At 68.1% G+C, this 25,602-nt stretch carries 27 protein-coding genes and 1 tRNA gene; 16 read left to right on the top strand and 12 right to left on the bottom strand.

What is annotated here, in order from left to right:
* Window positions 1–210 precede the first annotated feature (210 nt).
* The 8 genes from flgA to G369_RS37205 all read left to right on the top strand — a co-directional run bounded on the left by flgA (window position 211) and on the right by G369_RS37205 (window position 8,713).
* Complete coding sequence (gene flgA, locus G369_RS0124555; RefSeq protein ID WP_019656699.1) at window positions 211–930, top strand: flagellar basal body P-ring formation chaperone FlgA; 720 nt, start codon at window positions 211–213, stop codon at window positions 928–930.
* Between the two features lie 86 nt (window positions 931–1,016).
* Window positions 1,017–1,379, top strand: a complete 363-nt coding sequence (flgM, locus tag G369_RS0124550; RefSeq protein WP_019656698.1) for a flagellar biosynthesis anti-sigma factor FlgM — start codon at window positions 1,017–1,019, stop codon at window positions 1,377–1,379.
* The gene (locus G369_RS0124545) at window positions 1,376–1,843 is read left to right on the top strand and encodes a flagella synthesis protein FlgN (protein ID WP_019656697.1); all 468 of its coding nucleotides are present in this window, start codon (window positions 1,376–1,378) and stop codon (window positions 1,841–1,843) included. Before flgM ends, G369_RS0124545 begins: the two co-directional genes overlap by 4 nt.
* A gap of 5 nt (window positions 1,844–1,848) precedes the next feature.
* Window positions 1,849–2,271, top strand: coding sequence for a YadA-like family protein (locus tag G369_RS37215; protein WP_019656696.1), 423 nt, complete (start codon window positions 1,849–1,851; stop codon window positions 2,269–2,271).
* A 49-nt stretch (window positions 2,272–2,320) separates the two neighbouring features.
* Window positions 2,321–3,148, top strand: a complete 828-nt coding sequence (locus G369_RS37210) for a DNA-binding response regulator (RefSeq protein WP_020723237.1) — start codon at window positions 2,321–2,323, stop codon at window positions 3,146–3,148.
* Window positions 3,149–3,329: 181 nt separating this feature from the next.
* The gene (locus tag G369_RS0124530; RefSeq protein WP_019656694.1) at window positions 3,330–4,136 is read left to right on the top strand and encodes a 4'-phosphopantetheinyl transferase family protein; all 807 of its coding nucleotides are present in this window, start codon (window positions 3,330–3,332) and stop codon (window positions 4,134–4,136) included.
* A gap of 317 nt (window positions 4,137–4,453) precedes the next feature.
* Entirely contained in the window at window positions 4,454–7,774 is a 3,321-nt protein-coding gene (locus G369_RS0124525) for a bifunctional diguanylate cyclase/phosphodiesterase (protein WP_019656693.1), read from the top strand.
* A gap of 72 nt (window positions 7,775–7,846) precedes the next feature.
* The gene (locus tag G369_RS37205) at window positions 7,847–8,713 is read left to right on the top strand and encodes a glycine-rich domain-containing protein (protein ID WP_019656692.1); all 867 of its coding nucleotides are present in this window, start codon (window positions 7,847–7,849) and stop codon (window positions 8,711–8,713) included.
* Between the two features lie 16 nt (window positions 8,714–8,729).
* Here G369_RS37205 and G369_RS0124515 read toward each other — a convergent pair whose 3' ends face one another.
* The 6 genes from G369_RS0124515 to G369_RS0124490 all read right to left on the bottom strand — a co-directional run bounded on the left by G369_RS0124515 (window position 8,730) and on the right by G369_RS0124490 (window position 13,137).
* Window positions 8,730–9,044, bottom strand: a complete 315-nt coding sequence (locus tag G369_RS0124515) for an I78 family peptidase inhibitor (RefSeq protein WP_019656691.1) — start codon at window positions 9,042–9,044, stop codon at window positions 8,730–8,732.
* Between the two features lie 97 nt (window positions 9,045–9,141).
* Window positions 9,142–9,231, bottom strand: a tRNA-Ser gene (locus G369_RS0124510).
* A 59-nt stretch (window positions 9,232–9,290) separates the two neighbouring features.
* Window positions 9,291–10,622: a serine--tRNA ligase gene (gene serS / locus G369_RS0124505; RefSeq protein ID WP_019656690.1), complete on the bottom strand. Its 1,332-nt coding sequence runs from the start codon at window positions 10,620–10,622 to the stop codon at window positions 9,291–9,293.
* A 144-nt stretch (window positions 10,623–10,766) separates the two neighbouring features.
* Window positions 10,767–11,732, bottom strand: coding sequence for a threonine/serine dehydratase (locus G369_RS0124500; RefSeq protein ID WP_019656689.1), 966 nt, complete (start codon window positions 11,730–11,732; stop codon window positions 10,767–10,769).
* Window positions 11,729–12,697: a 4-hydroxy-3-methylbut-2-enyl diphosphate reductase gene (gene ispH / locus G369_RS0124495; protein ID WP_019656688.1), complete on the bottom strand. Its 969-nt coding sequence runs from the start codon at window positions 12,695–12,697 to the stop codon at window positions 11,729–11,731. Before ispH ends, G369_RS0124500 begins: the two co-directional genes overlap by 4 nt.
* Window positions 12,694–13,137, bottom strand: a complete 444-nt coding sequence (locus G369_RS0124490; protein WP_019656687.1) for an FKBP-type peptidyl-prolyl cis-trans isomerase — start codon at window positions 13,135–13,137, stop codon at window positions 12,694–12,696. The genes ispH and G369_RS0124490 overlap by 4 nt, the downstream gene beginning before the upstream one ends.
* Before the next feature lie 105 nt (window positions 13,138–13,242).
* Between G369_RS0124490 and radC the strand changes: the two genes are divergently transcribed.
* Complete coding sequence (gene radC / locus G369_RS0124485) at window positions 13,243–13,920, top strand: RadC family protein (protein WP_019656686.1); 678 nt, start codon at window positions 13,243–13,245, stop codon at window positions 13,918–13,920.
* Window positions 13,920–14,576: a Smr/MutS family protein gene (locus tag G369_RS0124480; RefSeq protein ID WP_019656685.1), complete on the top strand. Its 657-nt coding sequence runs from the start codon at window positions 13,920–13,922 to the stop codon at window positions 14,574–14,576. The genes radC and G369_RS0124480 overlap by 1 nt, the downstream gene beginning before the upstream one ends.
* A gap of 14 nt (window positions 14,577–14,590) precedes the next feature.
* Here G369_RS0124480 and G369_RS0124475 read toward each other — a convergent pair whose 3' ends face one another.
* Genes G369_RS0124475 through fabV form a run of 3 tightly spaced genes read right to left on the bottom strand, consistent with a single transcriptional unit; the run spans window position 14,591 to window position 17,508 of the window.
* Entirely contained in the window at window positions 14,591–15,814 is a 1,224-nt protein-coding gene (locus G369_RS0124475; RefSeq protein ID WP_026346590.1) for an NAD(P)/FAD-dependent oxidoreductase, read from the bottom strand.
* Window positions 15,815–15,864: 50 nt separating this feature from the next.
* Complete coding sequence (locus G369_RS0124470) at window positions 15,865–16,284, bottom strand: group II truncated hemoglobin (protein WP_019656683.1); 420 nt, start codon at window positions 16,282–16,284, stop codon at window positions 15,865–15,867.
* A gap of 27 nt (window positions 16,285–16,311) precedes the next feature.
* Window positions 16,312–17,508, bottom strand: a complete 1,197-nt coding sequence (gene fabV, locus G369_RS0124465) for an enoyl-ACP reductase FabV (RefSeq protein ID WP_019656682.1) — start codon at window positions 17,506–17,508, stop codon at window positions 16,312–16,314.
* 194 nt (window positions 17,509–17,702) lie between these two features.
* Here fabV and G369_RS0124455 point away from each other — a divergent pair, with 194 nt between their 5' ends.
* The 5 genes from G369_RS0124455 (at window position 17,703) to G369_RS0124435 (ending at window position 22,006) form a co-directional block, all read left to right on the top strand.
* Window positions 17,703–18,533 (top strand): ABC transporter substrate-binding protein, encoded by an 831-nt coding sequence (locus G369_RS0124455; protein ID WP_019656681.1) that lies wholly within the window; start codon window positions 17,703–17,705, stop codon window positions 18,531–18,533.
* Window positions 18,534–18,704: 171 nt separating this feature from the next.
* Complete coding sequence (locus tag G369_RS0124450) at window positions 18,705–19,400, top strand: amino acid ABC transporter permease (RefSeq protein WP_019656713.1); 696 nt, start codon at window positions 18,705–18,707, stop codon at window positions 19,398–19,400.
* Between the two features lie 157 nt (window positions 19,401–19,557).
* Entirely contained in the window at window positions 19,558–20,268 is a 711-nt protein-coding gene (locus tag G369_RS0124445) for an amino acid ABC transporter permease (protein ID WP_019656680.1), read from the top strand.
* Entirely contained in the window at window positions 20,265–21,008 is a 744-nt protein-coding gene (locus G369_RS0124440) for an amino acid ABC transporter ATP-binding protein (protein WP_019656679.1), read from the top strand. The genes G369_RS0124445 and G369_RS0124440 overlap by 4 nt, the downstream gene beginning before the upstream one ends.
* Window positions 21,005–22,006, top strand: a complete 1,002-nt coding sequence (locus G369_RS0124435; RefSeq protein WP_019656678.1) for an isopenicillin N synthase family dioxygenase — start codon at window positions 21,005–21,007, stop codon at window positions 22,004–22,006. The genes G369_RS0124440 and G369_RS0124435 overlap by 4 nt, the downstream gene beginning before the upstream one ends.
* Here the strand turns inward: G369_RS0124435 and G369_RS0124430 are convergent.
* From G369_RS0124430 to G369_RS0124420, 3 genes are all read right to left on the bottom strand, one after another.
* The gene (locus tag G369_RS0124430; RefSeq protein WP_019656677.1) at window positions 21,949–22,290 is read right to left on the bottom strand and encodes a hypothetical protein; all 342 of its coding nucleotides are present in this window, start codon (window positions 22,288–22,290) and stop codon (window positions 21,949–21,951) included. The two genes, G369_RS0124435 and G369_RS0124430, sit on opposite strands and share 58 nt — an antisense overlap.
* Before the next feature lie 4 nt (window positions 22,291–22,294).
* Window positions 22,295–22,978 (bottom strand): HAD family hydrolase, encoded by a 684-nt coding sequence (locus tag G369_RS0124425; RefSeq protein WP_019656676.1) that lies wholly within the window; start codon window positions 22,976–22,978, stop codon window positions 22,295–22,297.
* A 68-nt stretch (window positions 22,979–23,046) separates the two neighbouring features.
* Window positions 23,047–24,387 carry an MFS transporter gene (locus G369_RS0124420; RefSeq protein ID WP_019656675.1) on the bottom strand — a complete coding sequence of 447 codons (1,341 nt, stop codon included), beginning with the start codon at window positions 24,385–24,387 and terminating at the stop codon, window positions 23,047–23,049.
* A gap of 188 nt (window positions 24,388–24,575) precedes the next feature.
* On the opposite strand from G369_RS0124420, the gene cyoA reads away from it, so the two are divergent.
* Window positions 24,576–25,601 carry a ubiquinol oxidase subunit II gene (cyoA, locus tag G369_RS0124415; protein WP_019656674.1) on the top strand — a complete coding sequence of 342 codons (1,026 nt, stop codon included), beginning with the start codon at window positions 24,576–24,578 and terminating at the stop codon, window positions 25,599–25,601.
* The last annotated feature ends 1 nt before the right edge of the window (window position 25,602 follow it).

Below are 25,602 nucleotides of genomic sequence, written 5' to 3'. Positions count from 1 at the left end.
TCCGTTGAGGCGTCGCGAATGCGCAGGGCGCAGCGACAGATGGAAAGCGAGTCTATGCACGAGCCGCTTTTGCAATCGCCCGAACAAAGGGGGTTTTCGCCTGCTGCTCGCAACTTCGATCGGCGCGCGGATTTCTAGAATTTCCGTGCGGCGGCATGCGTTGCTCCTGTGTGACGCATCGCCGCCGAAGCCACCATCCACACATATCCGATGACCCTTCCAACGCTTGCCGAGCTTCGCGATCACGCACTGCGCACCGTGCTGCCGGCAGCGGCATTCGCGCTGGCGTGCTGCTTCACGGCCGGCGCAGCCGAAAGCGCTCCTTCCGTCGACACGGTCATCGAGAAATACCTGCAGGCACAATCGGCGGGGCTGCCGGGCAAGGTGACGATCAGCCTCGAAGGCCGCGGCACCTCCGCCCTGCCCGCCTGCGACGCACCCGAGGCCTTCCTGCCGCCGGGGGCGAAGCCGTGGGGCCGCGTCTCGGTGGGCGTGCGCTGCCAGGCGGAGCGGCCATGGACGCGCTTCGTGCAGGCGCACGTGGCGGTGGAAGGAAGCTATTTCGTGGCCGTGCGCGCGATCGATGCGGGCCGGCCGCTGGGCGCGGGCGACGTCGAGGAGCGCACCGGCGACCTCACGCGGCTGCCGCGCTCCATCGTCACCAGCGCGGCCGAGCTGAACGGCGTGGTGACGGCCAATCGCGTGGCGCCCGGCGCGCCGCTGCGCAAGGAGCTGCTGCGCGGCGTCACCGTCATCCAGCAGGGGCAGGCGGTGAAGGTGGTGGCGCAGGGCCAGGGCTTCGTCGTCAGCACCGAGGGCAAGGCCATGACCGGCGCGGCTGTAGGCGCCGTGGTGCAGGCCCGCACGCGCGACGGCCGGCTGGTCAGCGGCGTGGCGGACGAAGAGGGGCAGATCCAGCTGGCGCAATGACGCGCCGCACAAAATCCGCCATGCACGCCATTCCTAAAGTTCTTGCGCGGGCTGCCGATATACGGGTCAGCCCCTGAGGAATCACCTTGAAAATCGATCAACCCGCCCCCTCGGCCACGCCCCTTCCCCGACCGACGCCCGCCCCGGCAGGCACGGCAGGTGCGGCCGCCGCGACCGGTGCCGATGCCGCCCAGCGCGCTGCCAAGGCGCCGGCACCGGCTCCTTCGGCGCACATCCGCTCGCTGCCCAGCGCGGCGGGTGCCGCGACCGATTTCGACGCGGCCCGCGTGGCGGCGATCCGCGAGGACATCCGCGCGGGGCGCTACCAGATCCGCCCCGAACGCATCGCCGACGGCCTGCTGGCCAGCGTGCGCGACCTGCTCACGCCCGGCGCATCCGACGCGCCCGCCGGCAGCGGGCAGGACGTGAAGAAAGGCGAAGGCGAATGAGAAGGCAGCCGTCCGACCTGCTGGCCCACCTGCGCACCGAGGCCGCCTGCATCGAGGAATTCCTGTCGGTGCTCGACCGCGAGGCCGAGGCGATGTCGGGCGGCAGCTTCACCGACCTGGCGGCCATTGCCGCGGAAAAGACCGTGCTGCTGGACCGCATGGCCGAGCTCGACGCCCAGCGCGAGGCGCTGCAGGCGGCGCTGGGCTTCCAGCCCGGCCGCGAGGGCGCCGATGCCGCCGCGGCGGCAGCGGGCCCGCAGGTTCAGAAGGCCTGGGAAGAGCTGCTGGAGCTCGCCGGACAGGCGCGGGGCCACAACCTGCGCAACGGCTCGATGGTCTACGCGCATCTCGATTTCACCCAACAGGCGCTGCATTTCCTGCAGGCCAGCGCGCAGCTGTTCTACGGACCGGACGGCGTGCGCAGGACGCAGGCGGGCTCGGGCAACCGCCTCGCGGCGGGCTGAGCCGCGTGCGAGCGGGGCTGCTGGTCGCACTGTGGCTCGGCGCCGCAGCCGCGCATGGTGCGGCAGGCGCTGCGGAGAGCGTGCTGATCTCCAACGTGGCGCCCGGCGCGCAGCCCGGCGACGCAATCAACCTCGGCCAGCTGAACCAGGCGGGCGCCGCGCTGCGCGACGTGGAGCGCATCGCGTATTCGGGCACCGCGATGGCCGTGGCCATGACCGCGGCCTACGTGCCCGCCCTGCAGCCCGGCGAGAAGACCGTGGGCCTGGCCTTCGGCAGCTACAGGGGCTACACGGCAGCCAGCCTGGGCTTCAGGACTCTTTCGGACGACGGGCAGACAGCCTGGGGCATGACCGTTGCCAACGCGGGGCGGGCATGGGGATTCAACGCCGGCATCGGCTGGAAGCTGCCGCGCGCCGACAGCCGCTGAGACGACCATCCTCCCCTCCCCCTCGCCATCACACATGAAGGCTTTCCACATGAGCAACGATGCTGACGGCGGCGCGCGACAGGTCGCCATGGTAGGCTGCGACGAAGCCCAGACACGCGCCTGGGGACAGAGGCTGCGCCTGATGGGCTGCACGCCCGTTTCCTTCGACTGCAGCGCCGACTTCCTGCATGCGGCCACGCACGGCACCACCCACTTCGACCTGCTGCTGGTGGTGCTGAAGGACGAAGGCGCATGGCCGCTGCTGACCTCGATGTGCCAGGCGCTGCGCGTGCCGATCTTCCTGGTCGCCAATGCGCTGCAGCGCGAATTGCTGGCCGAGGTGCTGTCGGCGGCGGAGCCCGAGTCGAAGGGACCGGGCATCGACTTCGCGGTGCTGCCGGTCGACGACTTCGAGGTGGAGCTGCGCGTGCGCGAGGCGCTGCGGCGCAACGAGACGCTGCTGCATCCGCAGGCAACGAGCGCGCTGTTCGGCGACTACCGCTTCATCGGCAACCGCAAGGTGGTGGTGCACAAGGGCGAGGAGATCCGGCTGAAGCCGCGCGAATTCGAACTGGCGCTGCTGCTGTTTCGCAACGCCGGCCAGCTGCTGGAGCGCGAATGGCTGCTGGGCTCGCTGTGGCCCGAGTCGCGCGTCGAACGCAAGAGCCGGGTGCTCGACTGCTGCGTGGCGAACGTCCGCCGCAAGCTATCGCTGCACAAGGCGAACGAGTTCGTGCTGCATTCGGTGTACGGCCGGGGCTACGAGCTGCGGCATGCAGCCGTCGAACCGGCGACCGGCGGCGGCACCGTGGACGATTCGGGCTTTCCGGAAACATCGAACGAGCCGAGCTGGCTCGCACAAGCCGCCCGCGCCTAGGGCCAGGGAAATGCGACGATCGCCGGCTTCGAGGAACCGCCCGCATCGAGCGGCGCGGGTGCCAGGGGCTACCTCTACCAGCGCCAGCCGACCGTCCGTTGCAGTATCGGCCGCCAAACTTAAGCAGGGCTGAATAGGCCGGTCGGGTCGAGCGTCGACGGGGCAAGCCAGAATCCTGCGCATGCAACTTCAGATCGATGCGCACCAGGTCCACCTCTGGCACCTGTACGTTCCTGAACAAGACGACCCGGCCGATCACCATGCCGTCAACCACGCCCTGATGGCCCTGCTGACGCCGGAGGAGCGCGAGAAGCACGGGCGGTTCCACTTCGCCCGCGACCGACGCCGCTACCTGATGACGCGGGGGTTGATCCGCTCGCTGCTGTCGCGCTACGTGCCGCAGGTCGCGCCCGCCGACTGGCGCTTCGAGAACAACGAATACGGCCGCCCGCGGATCGCCGACGCGCCGGCACAGGCCCGACACATCCGCTTCAACATCTCGCACAGCGCCTCGCTGGTGGTGACGGCGGTGGCGGCGGAGCGCGAGGTGGGCGTGGACGTCGAGCACACGGCGAGGAATGCGCCGCTGGAGATCGCCGGCCATTTCTTCTCGCCGAAGGAGGCGCAGGCGCTGCAGCAGCTGCCGGCCGTCCAGCAGCCCTCGCGCTTCTGGGACCTCTGGACGCTCAAGGAAAGCTACATCAAGGCGCGCGGCATGGGCCTTTCGATTCCGCTGGACCGCTTTTCCTTCGACCTGGACGGAAGCGGCAGCGAGGCCATCGGCTTCGAGCACGGTCTGGAGGGCGACAGCGCCGACCGCTGGCAGTTCTGGCGGATGCAGCCCGACGACGCGCATGCCGTCGCGCTCTGCCTGGAGCGGGCGCGCGACGGACGCGAGCCGCGGATCGTGTGCCTGCGGGCGACGCCGCTGCTCGCATCGGTCGAGGAATTCCAGGGCACAGTGACGCGTCGATCGGCGGGAGACTGAAGCCCGGCATCGGCTCGCTGATGCAGGAACGGCCGCAAAGGCCGGAAAGGTCGGAAGGGCCGAACGGAAGCCTCGTGGCGACATCCCAGGCAGGCGGCCAGAGGTCGAGAAAATCGCTCGCCCAACCTTTTTGATCTGGATCGAATCCCGCGGTGCCGACGAAAATTAGTTCTTAAGAATTAAATACTTAGGCCCTCGTTCCCCAACATTACAGAAATACGAGCGAATTGTTCCCAAATGCAAACAAGGGGCTTGCCGCCGTGCCACACTGTGGCGCACACGAAGCCACCCGGCTTGCACAGCGACAGGATCGAACCATGTCTTTGTCCATCTGGGCCAGGATTCGCCTGCCGGTTGCGATCCTGATCCTCGGCACGGCGCTGTCGATCGCCCTCGGAATCTATGCCCATCAGGAGATCGGGCGCAGCGCACGAGCGCGCTTCGACGCCACCGCCCTCGACCTGGCGCGCAAGGTCGAGGGCCGCTTCGACGACTACATCGCCGTGCTGATCGGGCTGCGCGCGCGGTTCAACACCTCGGACGCGGTGACGCGCAGCGATTTCCGCGACTACGTCGCGGGGCTGAACCTGCCGAGCGCCTATCCAGGCTTCCAGGCTGTCAACTACGCGCCGCGCGTGATGCAGGCCGACAGGCAGCGCTTCGAGGAGCAGGCGCGCGGCGATGCCGACCTCGACGCCGCCGTCGCCTCCGGCTTCTCCATCAAGCCGCCCGGCGAGCGCGAGGTCTACTACCCGCTGGCCTTCATCGAGCCGCTGGCCGGCAACGAGAAGCTCCTGGGCAATGACCTGGGCGCGATGCCCGACCGCGGCGATGCGCTCGAGCAGGGGCGCGACACCGGCGGGCTGGTCACCTCCGGACGCAAGATCCGGATCGCGGGCCGCGAATCCGAAGTCGGGCTGGCGATGCGGCTGCCGGTGTACCGCCCGAAGATGCCCATCGATACCCTGGAGCAGCGGCGCCGGGCCTACATGGGTTCGGTGGGCGCGGGCTTCAGCATCACCGGCATGCTGCGCGACGTGATCAGCATCGAGGCGGCGAAGACGCTCCAGCTGCGGCTGGCCGACGCCGGACCGGGCAAGGGGCCGATCGGCACGCGCATCGAGACCCGCTTCGTGGCGCCGGTCGCGTTCGGCGATCGCGAACTGCTGTTCGACAGCTCCACGCCCGGCAAGCCGGCTCCGGAACCTGCAGGCAGCCTGCAGCGCACGCTCGGCTTCGAGCTGGGAGGCCATTCCTGGCTGGTGGAGGTGAGGCAGGACGAGAGTCAGGTGCTCGGTCCGCTGGACAGGGCCATTCCCTGGCTCGTGGTGCTCGGCGGCCTGGCCACCAGTGCGCTGCTCGGCGGCATCGTCCTGTCGCTGGCCACGACCACCAGCCGGGCCCAGGTCCTGGCCGAGGAGATGACCAGCCACCTTCGCGCCAGCGAACGCCAGCTGGAGGACGCCCAGCACCTGGCCAGCCTGGGCAGCTGGACCCTCGACCCGGAGACCGGCACGCTGCAGTGCTCCGAGGAGGCGCGGCGCATCCTGGGCTTCGGCGACGATCCGCTGCCGCCGGACCTGCACGCCCTGCTCTCGCGCGTGCCGAACATGGAACGCGGCACGGTGGAGCGGCAGATCGCACTGGCCTCCCAGTCCACGGAGCGCAGCGAGTTCGAGCACCGCCTGTGCCTGCCCGACGGCACCGAGCGCTGGCTCCACGTCATCGCGCAGTCGGGCGAGGACGCGGGCAGGAGGCTGGTGCGCGGCACGGTGCGCGACGCCACGCGGCCGCGCAAGGACGCGCTGCGCCAGAAGCTCGAATACAAGATCGCGCGGCTGCTGGCCGGCGACGGCAGGACCGAGACGGTGATCGCGCTGGCGCTGGAGGCGATATGCACCGACCTGCGCTGGGACTGCGGCGCGCTCTGGAGCGTGGGCGAGGACGGCCTGGCCCACTGCACCGTGGCCTGGCATGCCGACAACGACGCGGCGGTGCGCCGCTTCGTCGAGGCCAGCAGCTCGCTCACCTACCGCTCCGGCGAAGGCTCGCTCGGCCGCGCCTGGGGAATCGGCAGCGTCGTGCGCATCGACACCCAGTCATCGCCGAGCCATTTCGCGCGCGACGCGATGGCCCGCGAGGCTGGACTGACCACCGGCCTGGTCGTGCCGATGGTCGCGCCCGAGGCGACCACGGCGCTGGAGCTTTTCGGCGCCAACCCCTACGCGGCCGACGCGGAGACGCTGGAGTCGCTGCGCGTCATCGCGCTGCAGATCACGCAGTACCGCCAGCGCAAGCAGGCGGAGAAGACCCTGCGCTTCATGGCCAGCCACGACGAGCTGACGGGGTTGCTCAACCGGGCGGCGCTGCAGCAGGAGCTCGCCCGCGCCATCCGGCGCAGCGCCCGCCAGCAGAAGCAGTTCGCCGTGCTGTTCGTGGACCTGGACCGCTTCAAGCAGATCAACGACACGCTGGGCCACGGCGTGGGCGACGAGATGATCAAGACCTGCGCCGAGCGCCTCACCACCCTGCTGGGCAACACCGACGTGGTCGCGCGCTTCGGCGGCGACGAGTTCGTGCTGCTGCAGGAGAACCTCGACAGCTCCGGCGATGCCGCGGTGCTCGCCGAGAAGGTGCTCGACTGCTGCGCCGAGCCCTTCGTGCTCGACGGACGCGAGCTGCACGTCAGCGCCAGCGTGGGCGTGAGCATCCACCCCGAGAACGGCGCCGACGCCGAGACGCTGCTGAAGAACGCCGACACCGCGATGTATCACGCCAAGGAAAAGGGCCGCAACACCTACCGCTTCTACGCGGCGAAGATGAATGCGCAGAGCACCGAGCAGCTCATGCTGGAAAGCGCGCTGCGCCACGCCCTGGAGCGCGGCGAGCTGGAGATGCACTACCAGCCGAAGTTGAACATGCAGACGCGGCGCATCGTCGGCGTGGAGGCGCTGATGCGCTGGCGCCATCCGGTCCTGGGACCGATCCCGCCGGCCCAGTTCATCCCCATCGCCGAGGAGCTCGGCCTGATCGTGTCCATGGGCAAGTGGGCGCTGGAGCAGGCATGCGCCGACGCGCTGGCCTGGCAGAAGCAGGGCCTGCCGCCGGTGATGATCAGCGTCAACCTCTCGCCGCGGCAGTTCGGCAGCCGCACGCTGGTGGCCGACGTGGCGGCCATCCTCGAATCGTCGGGCCTCGATCCGTCGCTGCTGGAGCTGGAGATCACCGAGAGCGCGATGATGGCCAATCCCGAGCACGCGGCGAAGCTGCTGCGCACGATCCGGGACATGGGCGTGGGCCTGGCCATCGACGACTTCGGGACGGGGTATTCGTCGCTGTCGTACCTCAAGCACTTTCCGCTCTCGACGGTCAAGATCGACCGCTCCTTCATCAACGACCTCTCGCAGGACACCGACGCCCGCGCGCTCATCGACGCGATCATCACGCTCGCCCACGGGCTGCGCATGAAGGTGGTGGCCGAGGGCGTGGAGACCGACGTGCAGTTCAACTACCTGCACAGCCGCGGATGCGACGAAGCCCAGGGCTACTGGCTGTGCAAGCCGGTGTCCGCCGACGAGGCACGCGATTTCATGGCGCGTCACCTGCGCACCCAATTTGCTCCGTCGGCGCTGGCCTGAGAGCCGGCCCTTCGCTGCAATCGTTACCGGGCACGTTCGCTCGGGCTTCCCCGAAACTTCACAGGAGCATTCATGACCGATTCAATCCAGAGCAAGTCGCTGGAACAGACGATCGCGGCGATCCACGCGCTCGACCTGACGCCGATCAAGTTCAAGGCCACGCGCAAGGAAGATGGCTACGGCTGGTCGGCAGGCTACGCGGACCAGATGGAAGTGGCCTACAAGCGTTACCTCATCCTGCATGCGAAGCACCCCGAACTGACGCTCGCGCCCGAGCAGGACGTCGACCGCTTCTGGCACATGCACATCCTCGACACGCGCAAGTACGCCGCCGATTGCGAAGCCACTTTCGGATACTTCCTGCACCACTTCCCCTACCTCGGCCTGCGCGGCGAAGACGACGCGAAGGCGCTGGAGGCGGCCTTCCAGCAGATGCAGCGCCTGCTCGCCGAGGAGTTCGGCGAGCCGACGCCCGCGCTGCGGCATGGGGCGGCGAAGGACTCGGCTGCGTGGTGCTCGGCCGAGGCCGGTACGGGCTCGGCAGCCTGGTGCTCCGCCGAAGCTGCGAAGGGCTCCGCCGCATGGTGTTCAGCAGAGACTGCCAAGAGTTCCGCAGCATGGTGCTCGGCAGAAGCAGCCAAGGGCTCGCCGGCCTGGTGCTCGCTGGAAGCGGGCAAGGCGTCGGCCGCATGGTGTTCGGCCGAGGCTGGCCAGGGCTCGGCGGCCTGGTGCTCGGCGGAGGCCGGCAAGGGCTCGGCAGCCGCTGCCTGGTGCTCGCTGGAAGCGGATAAGGCTTCGGCGGCCTGGTGCTCGCTCGAAGCAGGCAAGCCCCAGGCTCAGGCCGCGTGGTGTTCGCTCGACAAGGAAGGTGCTGTCGCCACCGCCCTCACCGCACGTCCTTCGGCTCAGGCCGCAGCGGGTACCGCGGCGAACGGCTGATCGGAGAAAGCCCGGCCTATCCGCAGAAGGCGCGGACGATCTTGCCGCTGGCCGCATCCGTCTCGATCGTCACGCGCTCGCGGCGGTAGTCCATCGTCACCGGCTGGCCGGGCTGGATCTGGCGCACGATGGATGCGCCCGTCGCCTGCCGCGCCTCGGCATCGCTCATGCGGGCCTTGCCGGTCAGTGCGGCTGCGGCGTCCGGGCGGCACGCGGCGGGTGCCGTGACGGCATCCGCCGTTGCCTGCGGCTGCACTGTCGAGCACGCGGCGATCGACAGGATCGCCAACATCGAAGCGGCGCAAGGAATCAGTTTGGGATGGAGCTTCATGGCAAATCCTTTTCCGGGATACGAAGAGTCTTGCAGCCCATCGGGGCAAAAGAAAACGGCCTGATCCACGTTTTACATGGATCAGGCCGTCATTTTTTGGAGGAGAGGGAGGGATTCGAACCCTCGGTACTATCGCTAGTACGCCTGATTTCGAGTCAGGTACATTCGACCACTCTGCCACCTCTCCGGTGCTGTCGAGCCTGCGATTCTAGCAGACAAAAACGGGGCTTTTGAAGCCCCCTGCGATCAGGCCCTCAAAACTTCGAGTCCGCCGAGGTACGGACGCAGCGCGGCGGGCACGTTGATCGAGCCGTCTTCGTTCTGGTGGTTCTCGAGCACGGCCACGAGCGTGCGGCCCACTGCCAGGCCGGAGCCGTTGAGGGTGTGCACGAGTTCATTCTTGCCCTGTGCGTTCTTGAAACGGGCCTGCAGGCGGCGCGCCTGGAAGGCTTCGCAGTTCGAGACCGAGCTGATCTCGCGGTAGGTGTCCTGCGCGGGCAGCCAGACTTCGAGGTCATAGGTCTTGCTGGAGCCGAAGCCCATGTCGCCCGTGCACAGCAGCACCACGCGGTAAGGCAGCTCCAGCGCCTGCAGCACGGCCTCGGCATGGCCGGTCATCTGCTCGAGTGCGTCGTAGCTCTTCTCGGGGTGCACGATCTGCACCATCTCGACCTTGTCGAACTGGTGCTGGCGGATCATGCCGCGCGTGTCGCGGCCCGCGCTGCCGGCTTCGGAACGGAAGCACGGCGTGTGGGCGGTGAGCTTGATCGGCAGCTGCGACTCGGGCACCACCTCGTCGCGCACGAAGTTGGTCAGCGGCACTTCGCTGGTCGGGATGAGGTACAGCGCCGAATGGTCGGGCGCGGGTTCGCCGTCCTGGCCGCCTTTCTTCGCGGCGAACAGGTCGCCCTCGAACTTGGGCAGCTGGCCGGTGCCGCTCAGGGTGGCGGCGTTGACGATGTAGGGCACGTAGCACTCGCTGTAGCCGTGCTTCTCGGTCTGGATGTCGAGCATGAACTGCGCGAGCGCACGGTGCAGGCGGGCGATCGGGCCCTTCATCACGGTGAAGCGCGAGCCCGCGAGCTTGGCGCCCGTCTCGAAGTCGAGGCCCAGCGGCGCGCCGAGGTCGACGTGGTCCTTGGGCGCGAAGCCCAGCGGCGTGGCGTTGGCGCCGGCGCCGCCCTTCGGGGCCCAGCGGCGCATCTCGACGTTGCCCGTCTCGTCCTCGCCGACCGGCACGCTGGCGTGCGGCAGGTTGGGCACGGCCAGGAGCAGCGCGTGCAGCTCCGGCTGGATCTCGTCGAGACGCTTCGATTGCGATTCCTGCTCGGCCTTCAGCGCATTCACTTCGGCCATCAGCGCGTCGGTCGACTCGCCCTTGGCCTTGAGGGGGCCGATCTGCTTGTTCAGCACATTGCGGCGGGCCTGGATTTCCTCGGTGCGGGTCTGCAGGGTCTTGCGTTCGGCTTCGAGCGCGGTGAATGCCGACACGTCGAGGTACGGCTGGTTCTTCTTGCGTTTTTCGAGGCCGGCCACTGCGGAGGCCAGATCTTTGCGGAGCAGGGTGATGTCGAGCATGGAGGGATTTTAGGTGGGCGTGCGCGAGCCGAAGGCGGCAGGCTGGCGATGCCCTGCGGCCCGCGGTTGCGGGCCACGGGCTTCGGCATGCCTGCCGACAGGCTCTGCCAGCCTGGAAGATGAACTGCGTGAAGCAGGAAGCCGTCAGGCAACCGTCGCGGGATCGACGTTCGCCCCGCAGACGATCAGGCAGACCTTCTCGCCCGCGCGCGGCTTGTAGGCACCGGTCTGCAGCGCCGCCAGCGGCAGCGCGGCGGCCGGTTCCACGGCCAGCTTCAGCTCCTTCCAGAGCCACTGCTGGGCCGCGCGGATGGATTCGTCGGACAACAGCAGCGCGTCCTGCACGTGCTGTCGGGTGATCTCCCAGGCGATGGCGCCGATGCGGCGCGCGCCCAGGGAATCGGCGGCGATGCCGCCCACCTCCACGTCGACCGGCTCGCCGGCCTCGCGGGCGCGGAACAGCGTCGGCGCCTTCTCGGGCTCGAGCGCGACCACGCGGGAGCGCTTCTCGAACCAGCCGGCCAGGCCGCCGATCAGGCCGCCGCCGCCCACGCTCACGAGCACAGCGTCGGGCAGGCCGCCCTGCTGCTCGATCTCGCGGCCCAGCGTGCCGGCCCCGGCCACCACTTCGGGCTGGTCGTAGGCGTGGGTGAGCAAGGCGCCCGATTCCTTCTGGCGCGTCAGGCAGGCGGCCAGCGCATCGGGGTACAGCTCGCCGACCACGACCACTTCGGCGCCCAGCGCACGCAGCCGCGCGCGCTTGGCTTCGGGCGACACGCCCGGCAGGAAGACCTGGCAGGGCACGCCCAGCGCGCGCGCCGCGGCCGCCGTGGCGATGCCCGCATTGCCGCCCGAGGCGACGATCACCCCGCTTTGCGGAATGTCGTTGGCCAGGAGCCGGTTCATCATGCCGCGCGCCTTGAAGCTGCCGCTGACCTGCATGTGCTCCAGCTTGAGCCAGATTTCCGCGCCGCTCGCGTCGATGCCGAAGGCCGAAGCCGGCAGCTTCCACAGCGGCGTCTGGCGCAGGAAGTGGCCGGCGCGCTCGGCCAGCCGTTGTGATGCGCTATCTATTTGGGAGCGCCAGCCGGCGGTCTGCGTGGTGTTCAAGAGATGTGTCCAGGGGGAGGAATGTCGTCGAGCTTGAGGCCCTTGGGCAGCGGGAACTTGATGGTTTCCTCGATGCCGTCCATCTTGCGCACCGACACCGCGCCGAATGCACGCACGCGGTCGATCACCTCGCGCACCAGCACTTCGGGTGCCGAGGCGCCAGCGGTGATGCCGACGCGCGCCTTGCCCTCGAACCAACCGGGTTCGAGTTCGGCGGCCGAATCGACCATGTAGCTCTCGGTGCCCAGGCGCTGCGCCAGTTCGCGCAGGCGATTGCTGTTGGAGCTGGTGGGGCTGCCGACCACGATCACGAGGTCGACCTGCGGGCTCATGATCTTCACCGCGTCCTGGCGGTTCTGCGTGGCGTAGCAGATGTCCTGCTGCTTGGGCTCTCGCACCTTGGGAAAACGCGCGCGCACCGCGGCGGCGATGTCGGCGGCGTCGTCCACGCTCAGCGTGGTCTGCGTGACCACGGCGAGCTTGTCGGTCTGCCCCGGGGCGACCCTGGCCACGTCCTCCACGTCCTCCACCAGGTGGATGCCGCTGGAGAGCTGGCCCATCGTGCCCTCGACCTCGGGGTGCCCCTTGTGGCCGATCATGATGAACTCGTAGCCTTCCTTCGCGAGCTTGGCGACCTCGACGTGCACCTTGGTCACCAGCGGGCAGGTCGCGTCGAAGATCGAGAAGCCGCGGTCTCGCGCCTCCTGCTCCACGGCCTTGCTCACGCCGTGCGCGCTGAACACCAGAGTGGCGCCGGGCGGCACGTCGGAGAGTTCCTCGATGAAGATCGCGCCCTTGGCCTTGAGCTCGTTCACCACGTAGGTGTTGTGCACGATCTCGTGGCGCACGTAGATCGGCGCGCCGAACTTCGCGATGGCGCGCTCGACGATCTCGATGGCGCGGTCCACGCCCGCGCAGAAACCGCGCGGCTCGGCCAGGATGACTTCGGAGATTCCGGGGTTCATAGCACGCCGATGAGCTTCACTTCGAAGGTCACGGGCTGGCCTGCGAGCGGATGGTTGAAGTCGAAGCGCACTGCGGTGTCGTTCGACTCGATGACCGCGCCGGCATAGCTGCCCGTGCCGTCGGGCGTGGGGAACTGCACCACGTCGCCAACGGCATATTGCTCGTCGGGGTCGCCCATCTGCGCGAGCAGCTTCCTGGCCACCCACTGCTGCATGTCGGGATTGCGCTCGCCGAAGGCCTCGCCCGCGGGCAGCTCGAAGGTGGCGTGCGTGCCCTCTTCCAGGCCCATCAGGCGCTGCTCCATGGCGGGCGAGAGCTCGCCGGTGCCCAGCGAAAGCGTGGCGGGCTTGTCGGCGAAGGTGTTGATGATGTCGCCCGCCGGACCGGCCAGCCGGTAGTGCAGGGTGAGAAAGGAGCCGGAATTCACGACTTGGGACATGGTGCAGCGAAGGTGTGCGGAGACAGGGATGTGTCCCGATAAACTGGCCTCATTTTAAGGACCGGGGCTTCACCCGGCTCCGCCAAGGTTTCACCCCGGGGTTTCATGTCTTTCAAGGATCTCCCTCTGGACGCACGTCCGCGCGAAAAGCTCATCGCGCGCGGCGCGGCCGCGCTGGCCGATGCCGAGCTGCTCGCCCTGCTGCTGCGCACCGGCGTGGCGGGCAAGAACGTGCTGCAGCTTGCGCAGCAGCTGCTCGAACGCTTCGGCGGGCTCTCCGGGCTGCTGCACACCGGCGCCGACGACCTCAAGTCGGTCAAGGGGCTGGGCGGCAGTGCCAAGCGCTCCGAACTGATCGCGGTGCTCGAGCTGGCGCGCCGCGCCATGGGCGAGAAGCTGCGCGAGCGCCCCGTCTTCGATTCGCCCGACGCGGTCAAGCAGTACCTGCAGCTGCACATCGGCCCGCGCCCCCATGAGGTGTTCGCGGTGGTCTTCCTCGACGTGCAGCACCGCATGCTCGCGCTGGAGGAAATGTTCCGCGGCACGCTCACGCAGACCAGCGTCTACCCGCGCGAGGTGGTCACGCGCGCCATCCACCACCATGCGGCAGCGGTGGTGCTGGCGCACAACCACCCCAGCGGCAGCATCGAGCCCTCGCGCGCCGACGAGTCGCTCACGCAGACGCTGCGCGCCGCGCTGGCGCTGGTGGACGTGCGCGTGCTCGACCACATCATCGTGAGCCCCGGGCAGAGCTTCTCGATGGCCGAGAAAGGATTGCTCTGATGGCCGCACGCGCCCCTTCGATCAAGAACCTCGCCGATCTCAAGCAGGTGCAGCGCGTGCTCGCCGAGACCCGCGAGCGCGAAGCCGCCGAGGCCGCGGCCAAGGCGCTGGCCGAGCGCAAGCGCGCGGCCGAGAAAGACCTGTTCACCCGTGCCATCGGCGCCACCGAGCCGCTGCGCCGCAAGGCCGTGGTGCCGCTCGCGCCGGAGCCGCCCGCGCCCATCCCGGTGCAGCACCAGCTCGACGAGCAGCGCGTGCTGCGCGAATCGCTCTCCGACGAGTTCGACGTGACCACGCTGCTCGACGTGGACGACGCCATGAGCTTCCGCCGCCCGGGCATCGGCACCGACGTGACCGCGCGGCTGCGCAAGGGCGACTGGGCCATCCAGGCGCAGGTCGACCTGCACGGGCTGCGCAGCGACGAGGCGCGCGAGACCTTGGGCGGCTTCATCCGCAATGCATACAAGCAGGGCCTGCGCTGCGTGCGCGTGGTGCACGGCAAGGGCCTGGGCTCGCCGGGCAAGCAGCCGGTGCTCAAGACCAAGACGCAGCGCTGGCTGATCCAGAAGAACGAGGTGATCGCCTTCGTGCAGGCCAAGCCGGCCGAAGGCGGAGCCGGGGCGCTGGTGGTGCTGCTGGCGCCCGCGCGGCGCTGAGCACCTTCTTCGGCTCAGGCCAGCAGGTTCTTCAGCGGCACCGAGGCATCCGCCACCGACGCCGCATCGGGATTGCGGCCCGCCTCGAGCAGCTTGCGGCTCATCATGTGGTCGACCGGCGCGTTCACCGACTCCACGCACACGAGCTTTCCATCGACATAGTGGAACAGCGAGAAGGCGTCGGGCTTCGGGCCCGCGCGGCGCACGCTGCTCAGGCCCGGCGTGCCTTCGGCGGGCATCAGGCCCACCATCTGCAGGCGCATGCCGCCCTGGTCTGACCAGAACCACGCGACCGCATCGTGCGCGCGTGCCTCGCCGGTGAGCGTGGCGACCGCGGTGCGCGCCTGGTCGTTCGCGTTCTGCACCGACTCGAGCCGCAGCGCGCGGCCCGCGCGGCGATCGGGAAAGCGCGTGCAGTCGCCCACCGCGAGCACGTCGGCCGCGCTGGTGCGCATGTGCTCGTCCACCACGATGCCGTCCGCGCACTCGATGCCGGCCGCCTGAGCGAGCGCGGTCTCGGGCACTGCGCCGATGCCCAGCAGCAGCAGGTCGACCGGCTGCTTCGCGCCGTTGACCTGCAGCGACACCAGCCGGTCGCCCTCGACCTCGAAGGCGCCGGTCTGCGCGCCGAGCACGATGTCGATGCCCGACGCGCGATGCGTGGCCAGCACATGCGCCGACAGCTCAGGCGACACGGCGCGGCCCAGCAGGCGCGGCGCGCTCTCGATGACCTGCACCGTCTTGCCGAGCGCCTTGGCGGTGGCCGCCACTTCGAGCCCGATGAAGCCGCCGCCGAGCACCGTCACCTTCTCTGCCGCAGCGAGCCGCGTGCGCAGGCGATGCGCCTCGTCGGCCGCGCGCAGGCTGGCGACGTTCTCCAGGCCCGGCTTCAGGTCGGGCATCTGGCGCGCGCGCGTACCGGTGGCGATCACCAGCTGCTGCCACGGCAGGATCGCGCCCGAGCGCAGCGTGACGGTATGCGCCTCGCGGTCGACGGCCACGGCCGCATCGCCCAGGTGCAGCGTGATGCCGGCTTCGCGGTACCAGTCGGCGGCCTTGTGCGGCTGCGTGGTCTCTTCGGCGCTCTTCAAGAAGGCCTTGGACAGCGGAGGCCGGTGATAAGGCTCGCAGGCCTCCTCGCAGACCAGGTGGACGCGCGCGCCCTGCCCGGCTTCGGCAAGCCCCGCACAGAGCTGGGCCGCGGCGTGGCCGCCGCCGATGATGACGATGGAATTCATGATGGAAGAAGCGTCTTTCGGAAATCGTTGCTCGTGTGTCTGGCCGGCGATCATTCGCCTCTATTGCGCATCCAGTCAGCGGTCTTGAAAAAGGAGTCGCGCAGCCTCGCACGCAAGTCCTCGGGCACGCCCGTCTCGCCCATCGCCTGGTCCATGCAGGCGAGCCACTGGTCGCGCTCCTTGATGCCGATGGTGTGGCCGCCGATGCTCTGCGGCAGGTGGCGCGCGCGAAGCATCGGGTGGCCAAAGCGGTCGGTGTAGTACTGGGGGCCGCCGAGCCAGCCGCAGAGGAACCAGAACAGGCGCTGGCGCGCGTTGTCGAGGCTGGTGCCGTGCACTGCGCGCAGCTGCGCGTAGGCGGGCTCGAGGTCCATCAGGTCGTAGAAGCGCTCGACCAGCGCCTCCACCTTGGCCTCGCCGCCGATCCAGTCGAAGGGCGTGCCGGCGGGTGGCTTTTCTTGAATCTGCATGGGCGGGAGTATCCCCTCAAGGGCCTGCTAGAGCTGCACGATGCCCGGAATGCCCACGTCGGGGTTCACGTCGGCGTCGTAGTCCACACCCTCCACCGCGAAGCCGAAGAGCCGCAGGAACTCCGTCTTGTAGTCGGCGAAATCGGTGAGCTCGCCGAGGTTGGCGTCGTTCACCTGGGGCCATAGCGCCAGCACGCGCGACTGCACCTGCGGTGCCAGCTCCTTGTAGTCGGCGCGCAGGCGGCCTTCCTCGTCGATGTGCGGCGTGGCGCCGTAGAGGCTGTCGGCATAGAGACCGTGCACCTGCTCGATGCAGCCCTCGTGCGTGCCCTCTTCCTTCATCACCTTGAACAGCAGCGACAGGTACAGCGGCATCATCGGAATGGCCGAGCTGGCCTGCGTGACCACCGCCTTCAGCACCGACACGCGTGCGTCGCCGCCCTTGGCCGCGAGCTGCGCGCGGATGCCCAGCACCTTCTGGTCGAGGTCCTTCTTGGCCGCGCCGATGGAGCCGTTCCAGTAGATGTCGTGCGTGATCTTCTCGCCCAGGTAGGTGAAGGCCGTGGTCTTGGCGCCGTCGGCCAGCACGCCGGCCTGCTGCAGCGCGTCGATCCACATCTGCCAGTCCTCGCCGCCCATCACGGCCACGGTGTTGTCGATCTCCTCCTGCGTGGCGGGCTCGAGCACCGATTCCTTCACCGTCCCGCTGTCGGTATCGAGGCCGCGCAAGGTCACCGCCTTGCCCACGGGCTTGAGCACCGAGTTGAAGACCTGGCCGGTCTTCGGATGCGTGCGCCGCGGTGCGGCCAGGCTGTAGACGACGAGGTCGACCTGCCCCAGGTCGGCGCGGATGGTGTCGATGACCTGCTGCTTCATCGCGTCGGAAAAACCGTCGCCGTTGATGCTCTTCGCATAGAGGCCCTCGGCATGCGCGGCGCGCTCGAAGGCGGCGGTGTTGTACCAGCCGGGCGAGCCGGGCCTGGTCTCGCTGCCCGGGCGTTCGAAGAAGACGCCCAGCGTGCCGGCGCCGCAGCCGAAGGCGGCGGTGATGCGCGCGGCGAGGCCGTAGCCGGTCGATGCGCCGATCACCAGCACCTTCTTCGGGCCGCCTTCGATGGCGGGCTTCGCCTTGACGTATTCGATCTGCTGGCGGACGTTGGCTTCGCAGCCGGCGGGATGGGTGGTGACGCAGATGAAGCCGCGCACGCGGGGTTTGATGATCATGAGGATCTCGCTCGAAGAGATGCTGAGGGAGGCGAAGGAAAGGCGCCGGAAGCGCGTTTTTGCGCCGCGAATTTAACCCAGCCCGGAAAAGCGGCCTTCGGGCTGCCCTATATGCATATGTCGATTGACGATTTAATAATCAGAGGTTTTATTGATATGGTCCTGCCCCTTCCGTTTCCACCAAGGAGAAGAACATGCGCATGAAACTGATTGCAGCCGCGGCCCTCGCCGCTTCGACCTTCCTGCTCGGCACCGCCGCCCATGCGGACCAGCTGGCCGACATCAAGAAGAAGGGCGAGCTGGTCGTCGGCGTGCTCGGCACGGACGAGCCCGCGACCTTCGTCGATCCCAAGACGCGCCAGATCGTCGGCTACGAGGTGGACCTGGTGAACGCCATCGCCAAGAAGATCGGCGTGAAGCCGGTGCTCAAGCAGATCGCGGTGGCAGCGCGCATTCCCGAGCTGCAGCAGGGCCACGTCGACCTGGTGGCCGCCGGCCTCACGCACAACAAGGAGCGCGAGGCGCAGATCGACTTCTCGCTCACCACCTTCGTCACCGGCCAGAAGGCGCTCGTGAAGAAGGACAGCGGTATCACCGAGGTGCCGCAGCTCGCCGGCAAGAAGGTGCTGACCATCCGCGGCGGCACGCAGGAGCCGAACATCCGCAAGGCCGTGCCCAACGTCGAGGTCGTGACCTTCGACACGAGCCAGCAGGCCTTCCAGGCCCTGCAGCAGGGCAAGGGCGTGGGCTACGTGGACGACGAGGCAGCCCTGCTGCGCAGCTACGCCAAGCTCGGCCCGCAGAAGGCCCAGTACGTGGTGCTCAAGCAGAACCTGAGCACCGAGGCGCTGGCCATCGGCATCAAGAAGGGCGAGAGCGGCCTGAAGGCCGTGGTGGACGACACGCTGCGCGAGCTCGAGAAGTCGGGCGACGCAGAGAAGATCTTCGTCAAGTGGTACGGCCCGAACACGGCATCGGGCTTCCAGTCGCGCGACTTCAAGCTCGAGAGCGACAAGATCGACTGAGCCCGGCCTCAGGTCTTTCTCCTTCCCCCGCTGGGGGAAGGCCGGGATGGGGGCAAGCGGCCTGCACATGACCGCCGCGTCTTTCCAGACGCCGCCGTGCCCCCCACCCCAACCCTCCCCCAGCGGGGGAGGGAGCCACATCCCTCCGCGACGGTGATACTGTCGCCCCCCATGCCCCTGTTCGACTATTCCTTGCTGCTGACCGGCAAGTACCACGACATGCTCGTCGCGGGCCTGCTGCTGTCGCTGCAGCTGCTCGCGGCCTCGCTGGTGCTGGCGCTGCCCATCGCGGTGGTGGTGGCGCTGCTGCGGCTGTCGCCCTTCGCGCCGCTGCGCTGGCTCGGCTTCGCGTACGTGGAATCGATCCGCAACATTCCGCTGCTCGCGCACATGCTCTTCTGGTACTTCGGCGCACCCGAGCTGCTGCCGGAGGACATCAAGCAATGGCTCTACGCGGGGCACATCGAGGCCTACAGCGCCATCATCGCGCTGGCGCTCTACACGGCCGCCTTCATGGCGGAAGACATCCGAAGCGGCATCCGCGCGATCCCCGCCGTGCAGTTCGAGGCCGGCCGGGCAATGGGCTTCAGCTACCTTGCCACCATGCGCCGCGTGGTGCTGCCGCAGGCGCTGCGCGTGACCATCCCGCCGCTCATCTCGCAGACGCTGAGCCTGTGGAAGAACACTTCCATCGCCACCGTGATCGGCGTGGCCGAGCTGATGTACCAGGCCGGCCAGGTCGAGAGCGCGACCTTCCGCAGCTTCGAGTCCTTCGCGTTCGCGAGCGCGGCCTACCTCACTGTTTCGCTGGCCATCACGGGCCTGGCGAGCTGGTACCACCACCGTTACCCGGTGCGGACGATATGACGCACTCCCCCAGGCTGCGCGCACTGCGTGTCGCTTCTCCTCCCCCCTCGCCGGGGGCAACACCGGCGGCCCGGCAAAGCAGGTTCCGCGGTGTTTCCGGCCTTGGCCGTGCCGGTTCCGTGCATCGCGAGCCACGTGAAGCGGGAGCTGAGCGCTGATGCTTCAGATCATCAACGACTACTGGGTCTACTTCCTCATCGGCCAGTACCCGAACGGGCCGCTCGGCGGGCTGGTGCTCACGCTGATCCTCGCCTCCTGCGGCTTGGTGCTGGCGCTGCCGCTGGGCATCGTGCTCGGGCTGGCGCGGGTGAGCCCTTGGCGCTGGCTGCGCTGGCCGGTCACTGGCTTCGTGTACGTGGTGCGCGGGCTGCCTCTGCTGATGGTGATCTTCTGGGCCTACTTCTTCCTGCCGAGCGTCACGGGCGTGAAGACCGACCAGTTCACCACCATGCTGATCGCGCTGGTGGTGTTCGACGCAGCCTACCTGGCGGAGATCGTGCGCGCCGGCATCCAGGGACTGCCGCGCGGGCAGATGGAAACAGCCCGTGCGCTGGGCCTGGGCTACGGCGCCGCGATGCGCCTCGTGGTGCTGCCGCAGGCGCTGCGCAGCATGCTGCCCTCGCTGGTGAACCAGTTCGTCTCGACCATCAAGGAGACCTCGCTGGGCTACATCATCGGGCTGGCCGAGGTGTCGTTCATCGCGACGCAGATCAACACGCAGGTGTTCACCAAGCCCGCTCAGATCTACCTGATTCTGGGCGGGACGTACTTCATCCTGTGCTTCGGCCTCTCGCGCTTCGCCTACTGGCTCGAACGCCGGCTCGCACGCCGCGGCATCTCCACCGCCGCCACCAAGGTGTCCGCATGATCGAACTCGAAAAAGTCAACAAGTGGTACGGCAGCTACCACGCGCTGGTCGACGTGACCGAAACCATCCACAAGGGCGAGGTCGTCGTGGTGTGCGGGCCCTCCGGCTCGGGCAAGTCGACGCTGATCCGCACTTTCAACCGGCTGGAGCCGATCCAGTCGGGCCGCATCGTGGTGAACGGCCAGGACATTCATGCGCCGGGGCTGGACGTGAACGAATTCCGTTCGCGCATCGGCTTCGTGTTCCAGCAGTTCAACCTGTTCCCGCACCTCACGGTGCTGCAGAACTGCACGATGGCGCCGATGCAGCTGCGCGGCCTCACCCGCAAGCAGGCCGACGAGCGCGCGATGGCGCTGCTGCACCGCGTGGGCCTGTCGAACAAGGCCAACGCATGGCCCAGCGAGCTCTCGGGCGGCCAGCAGCAGCGCGTGGCGATCGCCCGCGCGCTCGCGATGCAGCCGCCGCTGATGCTGTTCGACGAGCCCACCAGCGCGCTCGACCCCGAGATGGTCGGCGAGGTGCTGCTGGTGATGCGCGACCTCACGCGCGACGGCATGACCATGGTCTGCGTCACGCACGAGATGGGCTTCGCGCGCGAGGTGGCCGACCGCGTGCTCTTCATGGACGAAGGCAAGGTGCTGGAGCGCGCCACGCCCGACGACTTCTTCAACCGGCCGCAGCATCCGCGCGCGCAGCAGTTCCTGGCCGACATCCGCTCCCCCTTCGCGAGAGACGCATGACCGCTTCAGCCCTCCCCCTCATCGACGTTTCCGCGCTCGTCTCCGGCACCGCCGCACGCGATGCCGTGGCCGCGCAGATCGGCGCCGCCTGCCGCGCCCACGGTTTCTTCTACGTGACCGGCCATGGCGTCGACCCGGCGCTGGTGAAGCGGCTCGAAGACCTGAGCCACCGCTTCTTCGACCTGCCCGAGGAAACCAAGATGCAGTGGCGCATGGCCCTGGGCGGCCGCGCATGGCGCGGCTACTTTCCGCTCGGCGGCGAGCTGACCTCCGGCCGGCCCGACTGGAAGGAAGGCCTCTACCTCGGCACGGAGCTGCCCGCCACGCATCCGCTGGTGCAGGCGAAGACGCCGGTGCACGGGCCCAACCTGTTCCCTGACGTGCCGGGCTTTCGCGAGACCATCCTCGAATACATGGCCGCCGTCACGCAACTGGGCCACCGGCTGATGGAAGGCATCGCGCTGAGCCTGGGCCTCGACGCGGGCTACTTTTCGAAGCGCTACACGGCCGATCCGCTGATCCTGTTCCGCCTCTTCAACTACACCTCGCAGCCGGTGCCCGAAGGCCTCGACGTGCAATGGGGCGTGGGCGAGCACACCGACTACGGACTGCTGACGATCCTGCACCAGGACCACATCGGCGGCCTCGCGGTGCACACGCCGGGCGGCTGGATCGACGCGCCGCCGGTGGCGGGCTCCTTCGTCTGCAACATCGGCGACATGCTCGACCGCATGACCGGCGGGCTCTACAAGTCGACGCCGCACCGCGTGAAACGCAACACCTCGGGGCATGACCGGCTGTCGTTTCCGCTCTTCTTCGACCCGAACTTCGAGGCGCGCGTGCAGCGCATCGAGGGCCTCGCGGGCGCGGAGGCCCGCGACGACAGTGCCGAACGCTGGGACCGCGCCAACGTGCACGCCTTCAACGGGCGCTACGGCGACTACCTGCTCGCGAAGGTGTCGAAGGTGTTTCCGCAGCTGCGCGACGAAGTGCTCTGAGGGGCAGGATCCGGCGCCGGCAGGAGGCCGGGCTCTTCGAGGAAGGCGTCCTCCCAGTGCTCGATGCGGGCGTCGGGGTTGGAGATGGGCACGAGCTTGTCGCTGCGGCAGTAGAAGGTCCAGCCCTCGAACAGCACGTCGTAGTAGGTGCCGGGCAGGTAGCGCTCGCTCGGCGCTTCATAGGGCGCGGACACCACCTCCACGATCCGGCCCACGGCCCGCTCCGTGAAGGGCGACGCCAGGCAGCTGTCGACCACATGGCAGAGCGTGCCGATCTTGATCATGCCGTTACACCTTCTGCATGGCCTGTTGCGGGAACCAGCGCGGCAGGTGCGCGAGCGCGTCGTGCAGCGAATCGAGCACATGGAAAGCCCGTTCGACGACCGATGCAGGCGGATGCTTGAGGTCGGGCACGACCACCACCCGAAGGCCCGCCGCCAGTGCCGCCTTGGCGCCGTTCTCGCTGTCCTCGAACGCGATGCATTCGGCCGGGTCCACGCCCAGGCGCTCGGCCGCGAGCAGGTAGAGGGCCGGATCGGGCTTGGCGCGCGCGACCTCGTCGCCGCCCGCGAAGGCCGAGAAATGCTCCAGCACACCCAGGCTGCCGAGACAGGCCTGGATCTGCGCGCTCGTGGATGACGACGCCACGGCGCAGCGCGTGCCGCGCTCGCGCAACGCCGACAGGATCTCGGCCGCGCCGGACTTGATCGGAAAGAGCGGCGTCCCGTCGGAGCGCTCCAGCTGCAGGCGCTGGCGCACGAGGCCCACGGCGTGGGTGTAGGCCGCCGATCCGCCCAGCAGCGAGGCAAGCACGACTTCGGACTCCACCGTGGACAGCCCCACCACCTGCATGTACTGGCTGTGCGAAAGCTCGATGCCGAGCGTGCGGGCGACCTCGATCCAGGCGGCCATGATGGGGCGCTCGGAGTCGATCAGCAGCCCGTCCATGTCGAAGATTGCAGCGGCGAACATCGGGGCATCGTAATGAAAAACGAAAAAGGGGCCATGGAGGCCCCTTTTTCGTTGGTTGCGCGAAAGACTCAGTCCCGCGCCAGCGCCCGGTTCAGGCCGAGGGCCGCCAGCGTGGCAACTGCACCCGACAGCAGGTAGACGCTCACATAGGCCAGGCCGAAGTGGGCCGAGAGACCCAGGGCCACCAGCGGGGCGAAGGCCGCGCCAATCAGCCAGGCCACGTCGGCCGTGAGCGCCGCACCGACGTAGCGGTACTTGGGCGCGAAGTTGGAGGTCACGGCGCCGGCCGCCTGGCCGTACGACAGGCCGAGGATCACGAAGCCCAGCAGGATGAAGATGTCCTGGCCGATGCGGCCGCCGTCGAGCAGCGTGGGAGCGAAGCCGCTGAAGGCGGCGATCACCGCGGCCAGGCCGCCCAGCGTGAAGCGGCGGCCGATGCGGTCGGCCAGCAGGCCCGAGGCCACGATGCCGGCGGCGCCGAACACCGCGCCCACCATCTGGATCACCAGGAATTCGGTGACCGACTGATCGGAATACAGCGTGATCCACGACAGCGGGAACACCGTGATCAGGTGGAACAGCGCATAGCTGGCCAGCGCGGCGAACGCGCCGATCAGGATGTTGCTGCCCTGCGAGCTGACCAATTCGGTGACGCTGGTGGGTTCGAGTTCACGCTCTTCGAGCAGGCGCGAGTATTCGTCGGTGGCCACCAGGCGCAAGCGGGCGAAGAGCGCCACCACGTTGATCGCGAAGGCCACGTAGAAGGAATAGCGCCAGCCCCAGTCGAGGAAGTCCTCGGACGGCAGGCTGGAATACAGGTAGGCGAAAAGCGCGCTGGCGATGAAGAAGCCGATGGGCGCGCCCAGCTGGCCCAGCATGGCGTACCAGCCGCGGCGGTTGGCCGGCGCGTTCAGCGCCAGCAGCGACGGCAGGCCGTCCCACGAGCCGCCCAGCGCCAGGCCCTGGCCGAAGCGGAACACCGACAGCAGCACGATGGCCGTGAAGCCCAGGCTCGAATAGCCCGGCAGGAAGGCGATGCCGGCGGTGGAGGTGCCGAGCACGAAGAGCGCCAGCGTGAGCTTGGCTTCCCGTCCGAAACGTCGCTGGATCATCATCGAGATGACAGTTCCCAACGGACGCGCGATGAAGGCGAAGGAGAAGATCAGGAACGAATAGAGAACGCCCTCGAGATGCTGCTCGAACGGGAAGAAGACCGCCGGAAACACCAGCACCGAGGCGATGCCGTAGACGAAGAAGTCGAAATATTCGGAGGCGCGGCCGATGACCACACCGACCGCGATCTCGCCGGGGGAGATGTGCGAGTGGTCGTCGCCCTGCCGGGCGCCGCCGTGATCGGCCGGGTTCGGCATCGGCTGTGCGCCTTGCGAAATGATGCTGGACGTCGTCATTGCTTGCTGTAATTCAGATGTAACGCCGCGGCGAGACACCATAGGACCATGGGAGACCCCAGAGCGTCGCACCGAATCACGTTTACCGCCATAGGACAAAACGTCCAATAGGCGAAACCCGTCTTCAGGCGTAGATTGTGGGGTCTTTTTGCGTCGCCCCCTGCGTCCCTGCATCTCTTTTCCCCGGCATGCACATCCTCAAGAACCTTCGCCGAGCACTCCTGCTGCTCTCCGCCATGCTCCTGGCGGGCTGCAACACGGTGCTGATGAACCCCTCCGGCGACATCGCCCATCAGCAGGGACGCCTGATCGTCGTCTCCACCGTGCTGATGCTGATCATCATCATTCCGGTGATCGCCCTGACCATCTTCTTTGCCTGGCGCTATCGCCAGTCCAACAAGGAGGCCACCTACAGCCCCGACTGGGACCACTCCACCCAGCTCGAGCTGGCGATCTGGGCGGCGCCGCTGCTCATCATCATCGCGCTGGGCGCCATCACCTGGATCAGCACCCACACGCTCGACCCCTACCAGCCGCTGCGCCGCCTCGACGCCCAGCGCGCCATTCCGGCCGAGACCAAGCCGCTGACGGTGGAAGTGGTCGCCCTCGACTGGAAGTGGCTGTTCATCTACCCCGAGCAGGGCATCGCCACGGTGAACGAACTGGCCGCCCCGGTGGACCGTCCGATCAGCTTCAAGATCACGGCCTCCTCGGTCATGAACTCCTTCTTCATCCCCGCGCTGGCCGGCCAGATCTACGCCATGCCGGGCATGGAGACCAAGCTGCACGCGGTCATCAACAAGCCGGGCGAGTTCGAAGGCTTCTCCGCAAACTACAGCGGCGCGGGCTTCTCGGGCATGCGCTTCAAGTTCCACGGCCTGAGCAACGAAGACTTCGACCAGTGGGTGCAGAAGGTCAAGTCCGGCAAGGACGGCGAACTCTCCCGCGATATCTACAAGAAGCTCGAAGTGCCGAGCGAGCGCGAGCCCGTGCGCCACTACCCCACCGTTGCATCCGACCTGTACGACGCGATCCTCAACCAGTGCGTGGACCGCAACAAGATGTGCATGAAGGAAATGATGGCCATCGACGCCAGCGGCGGCATGGGCAAGCCCGGCGCCTTCAACGTTGCCACCAAGCTGGCATGGGACATCGAATCCCTCGATACGCCCAAGCGCAAGTACGTCACCGCGATGTGCACCACTGAAGAATAAG

Origin of the sequence: Variovorax atrisoli 110B, assembly GCF_000382045.1 — a bacterium.
GTDB lineage: Bacteria > Pseudomonadota > Gammaproteobacteria > Burkholderiales > Burkholderiaceae_C > Variovorax > Variovorax atrisoli.
Note: the sequence above shows the minus strand (reverse complement) of the source record. Positions and strands in the feature narration are given on the sequence as shown.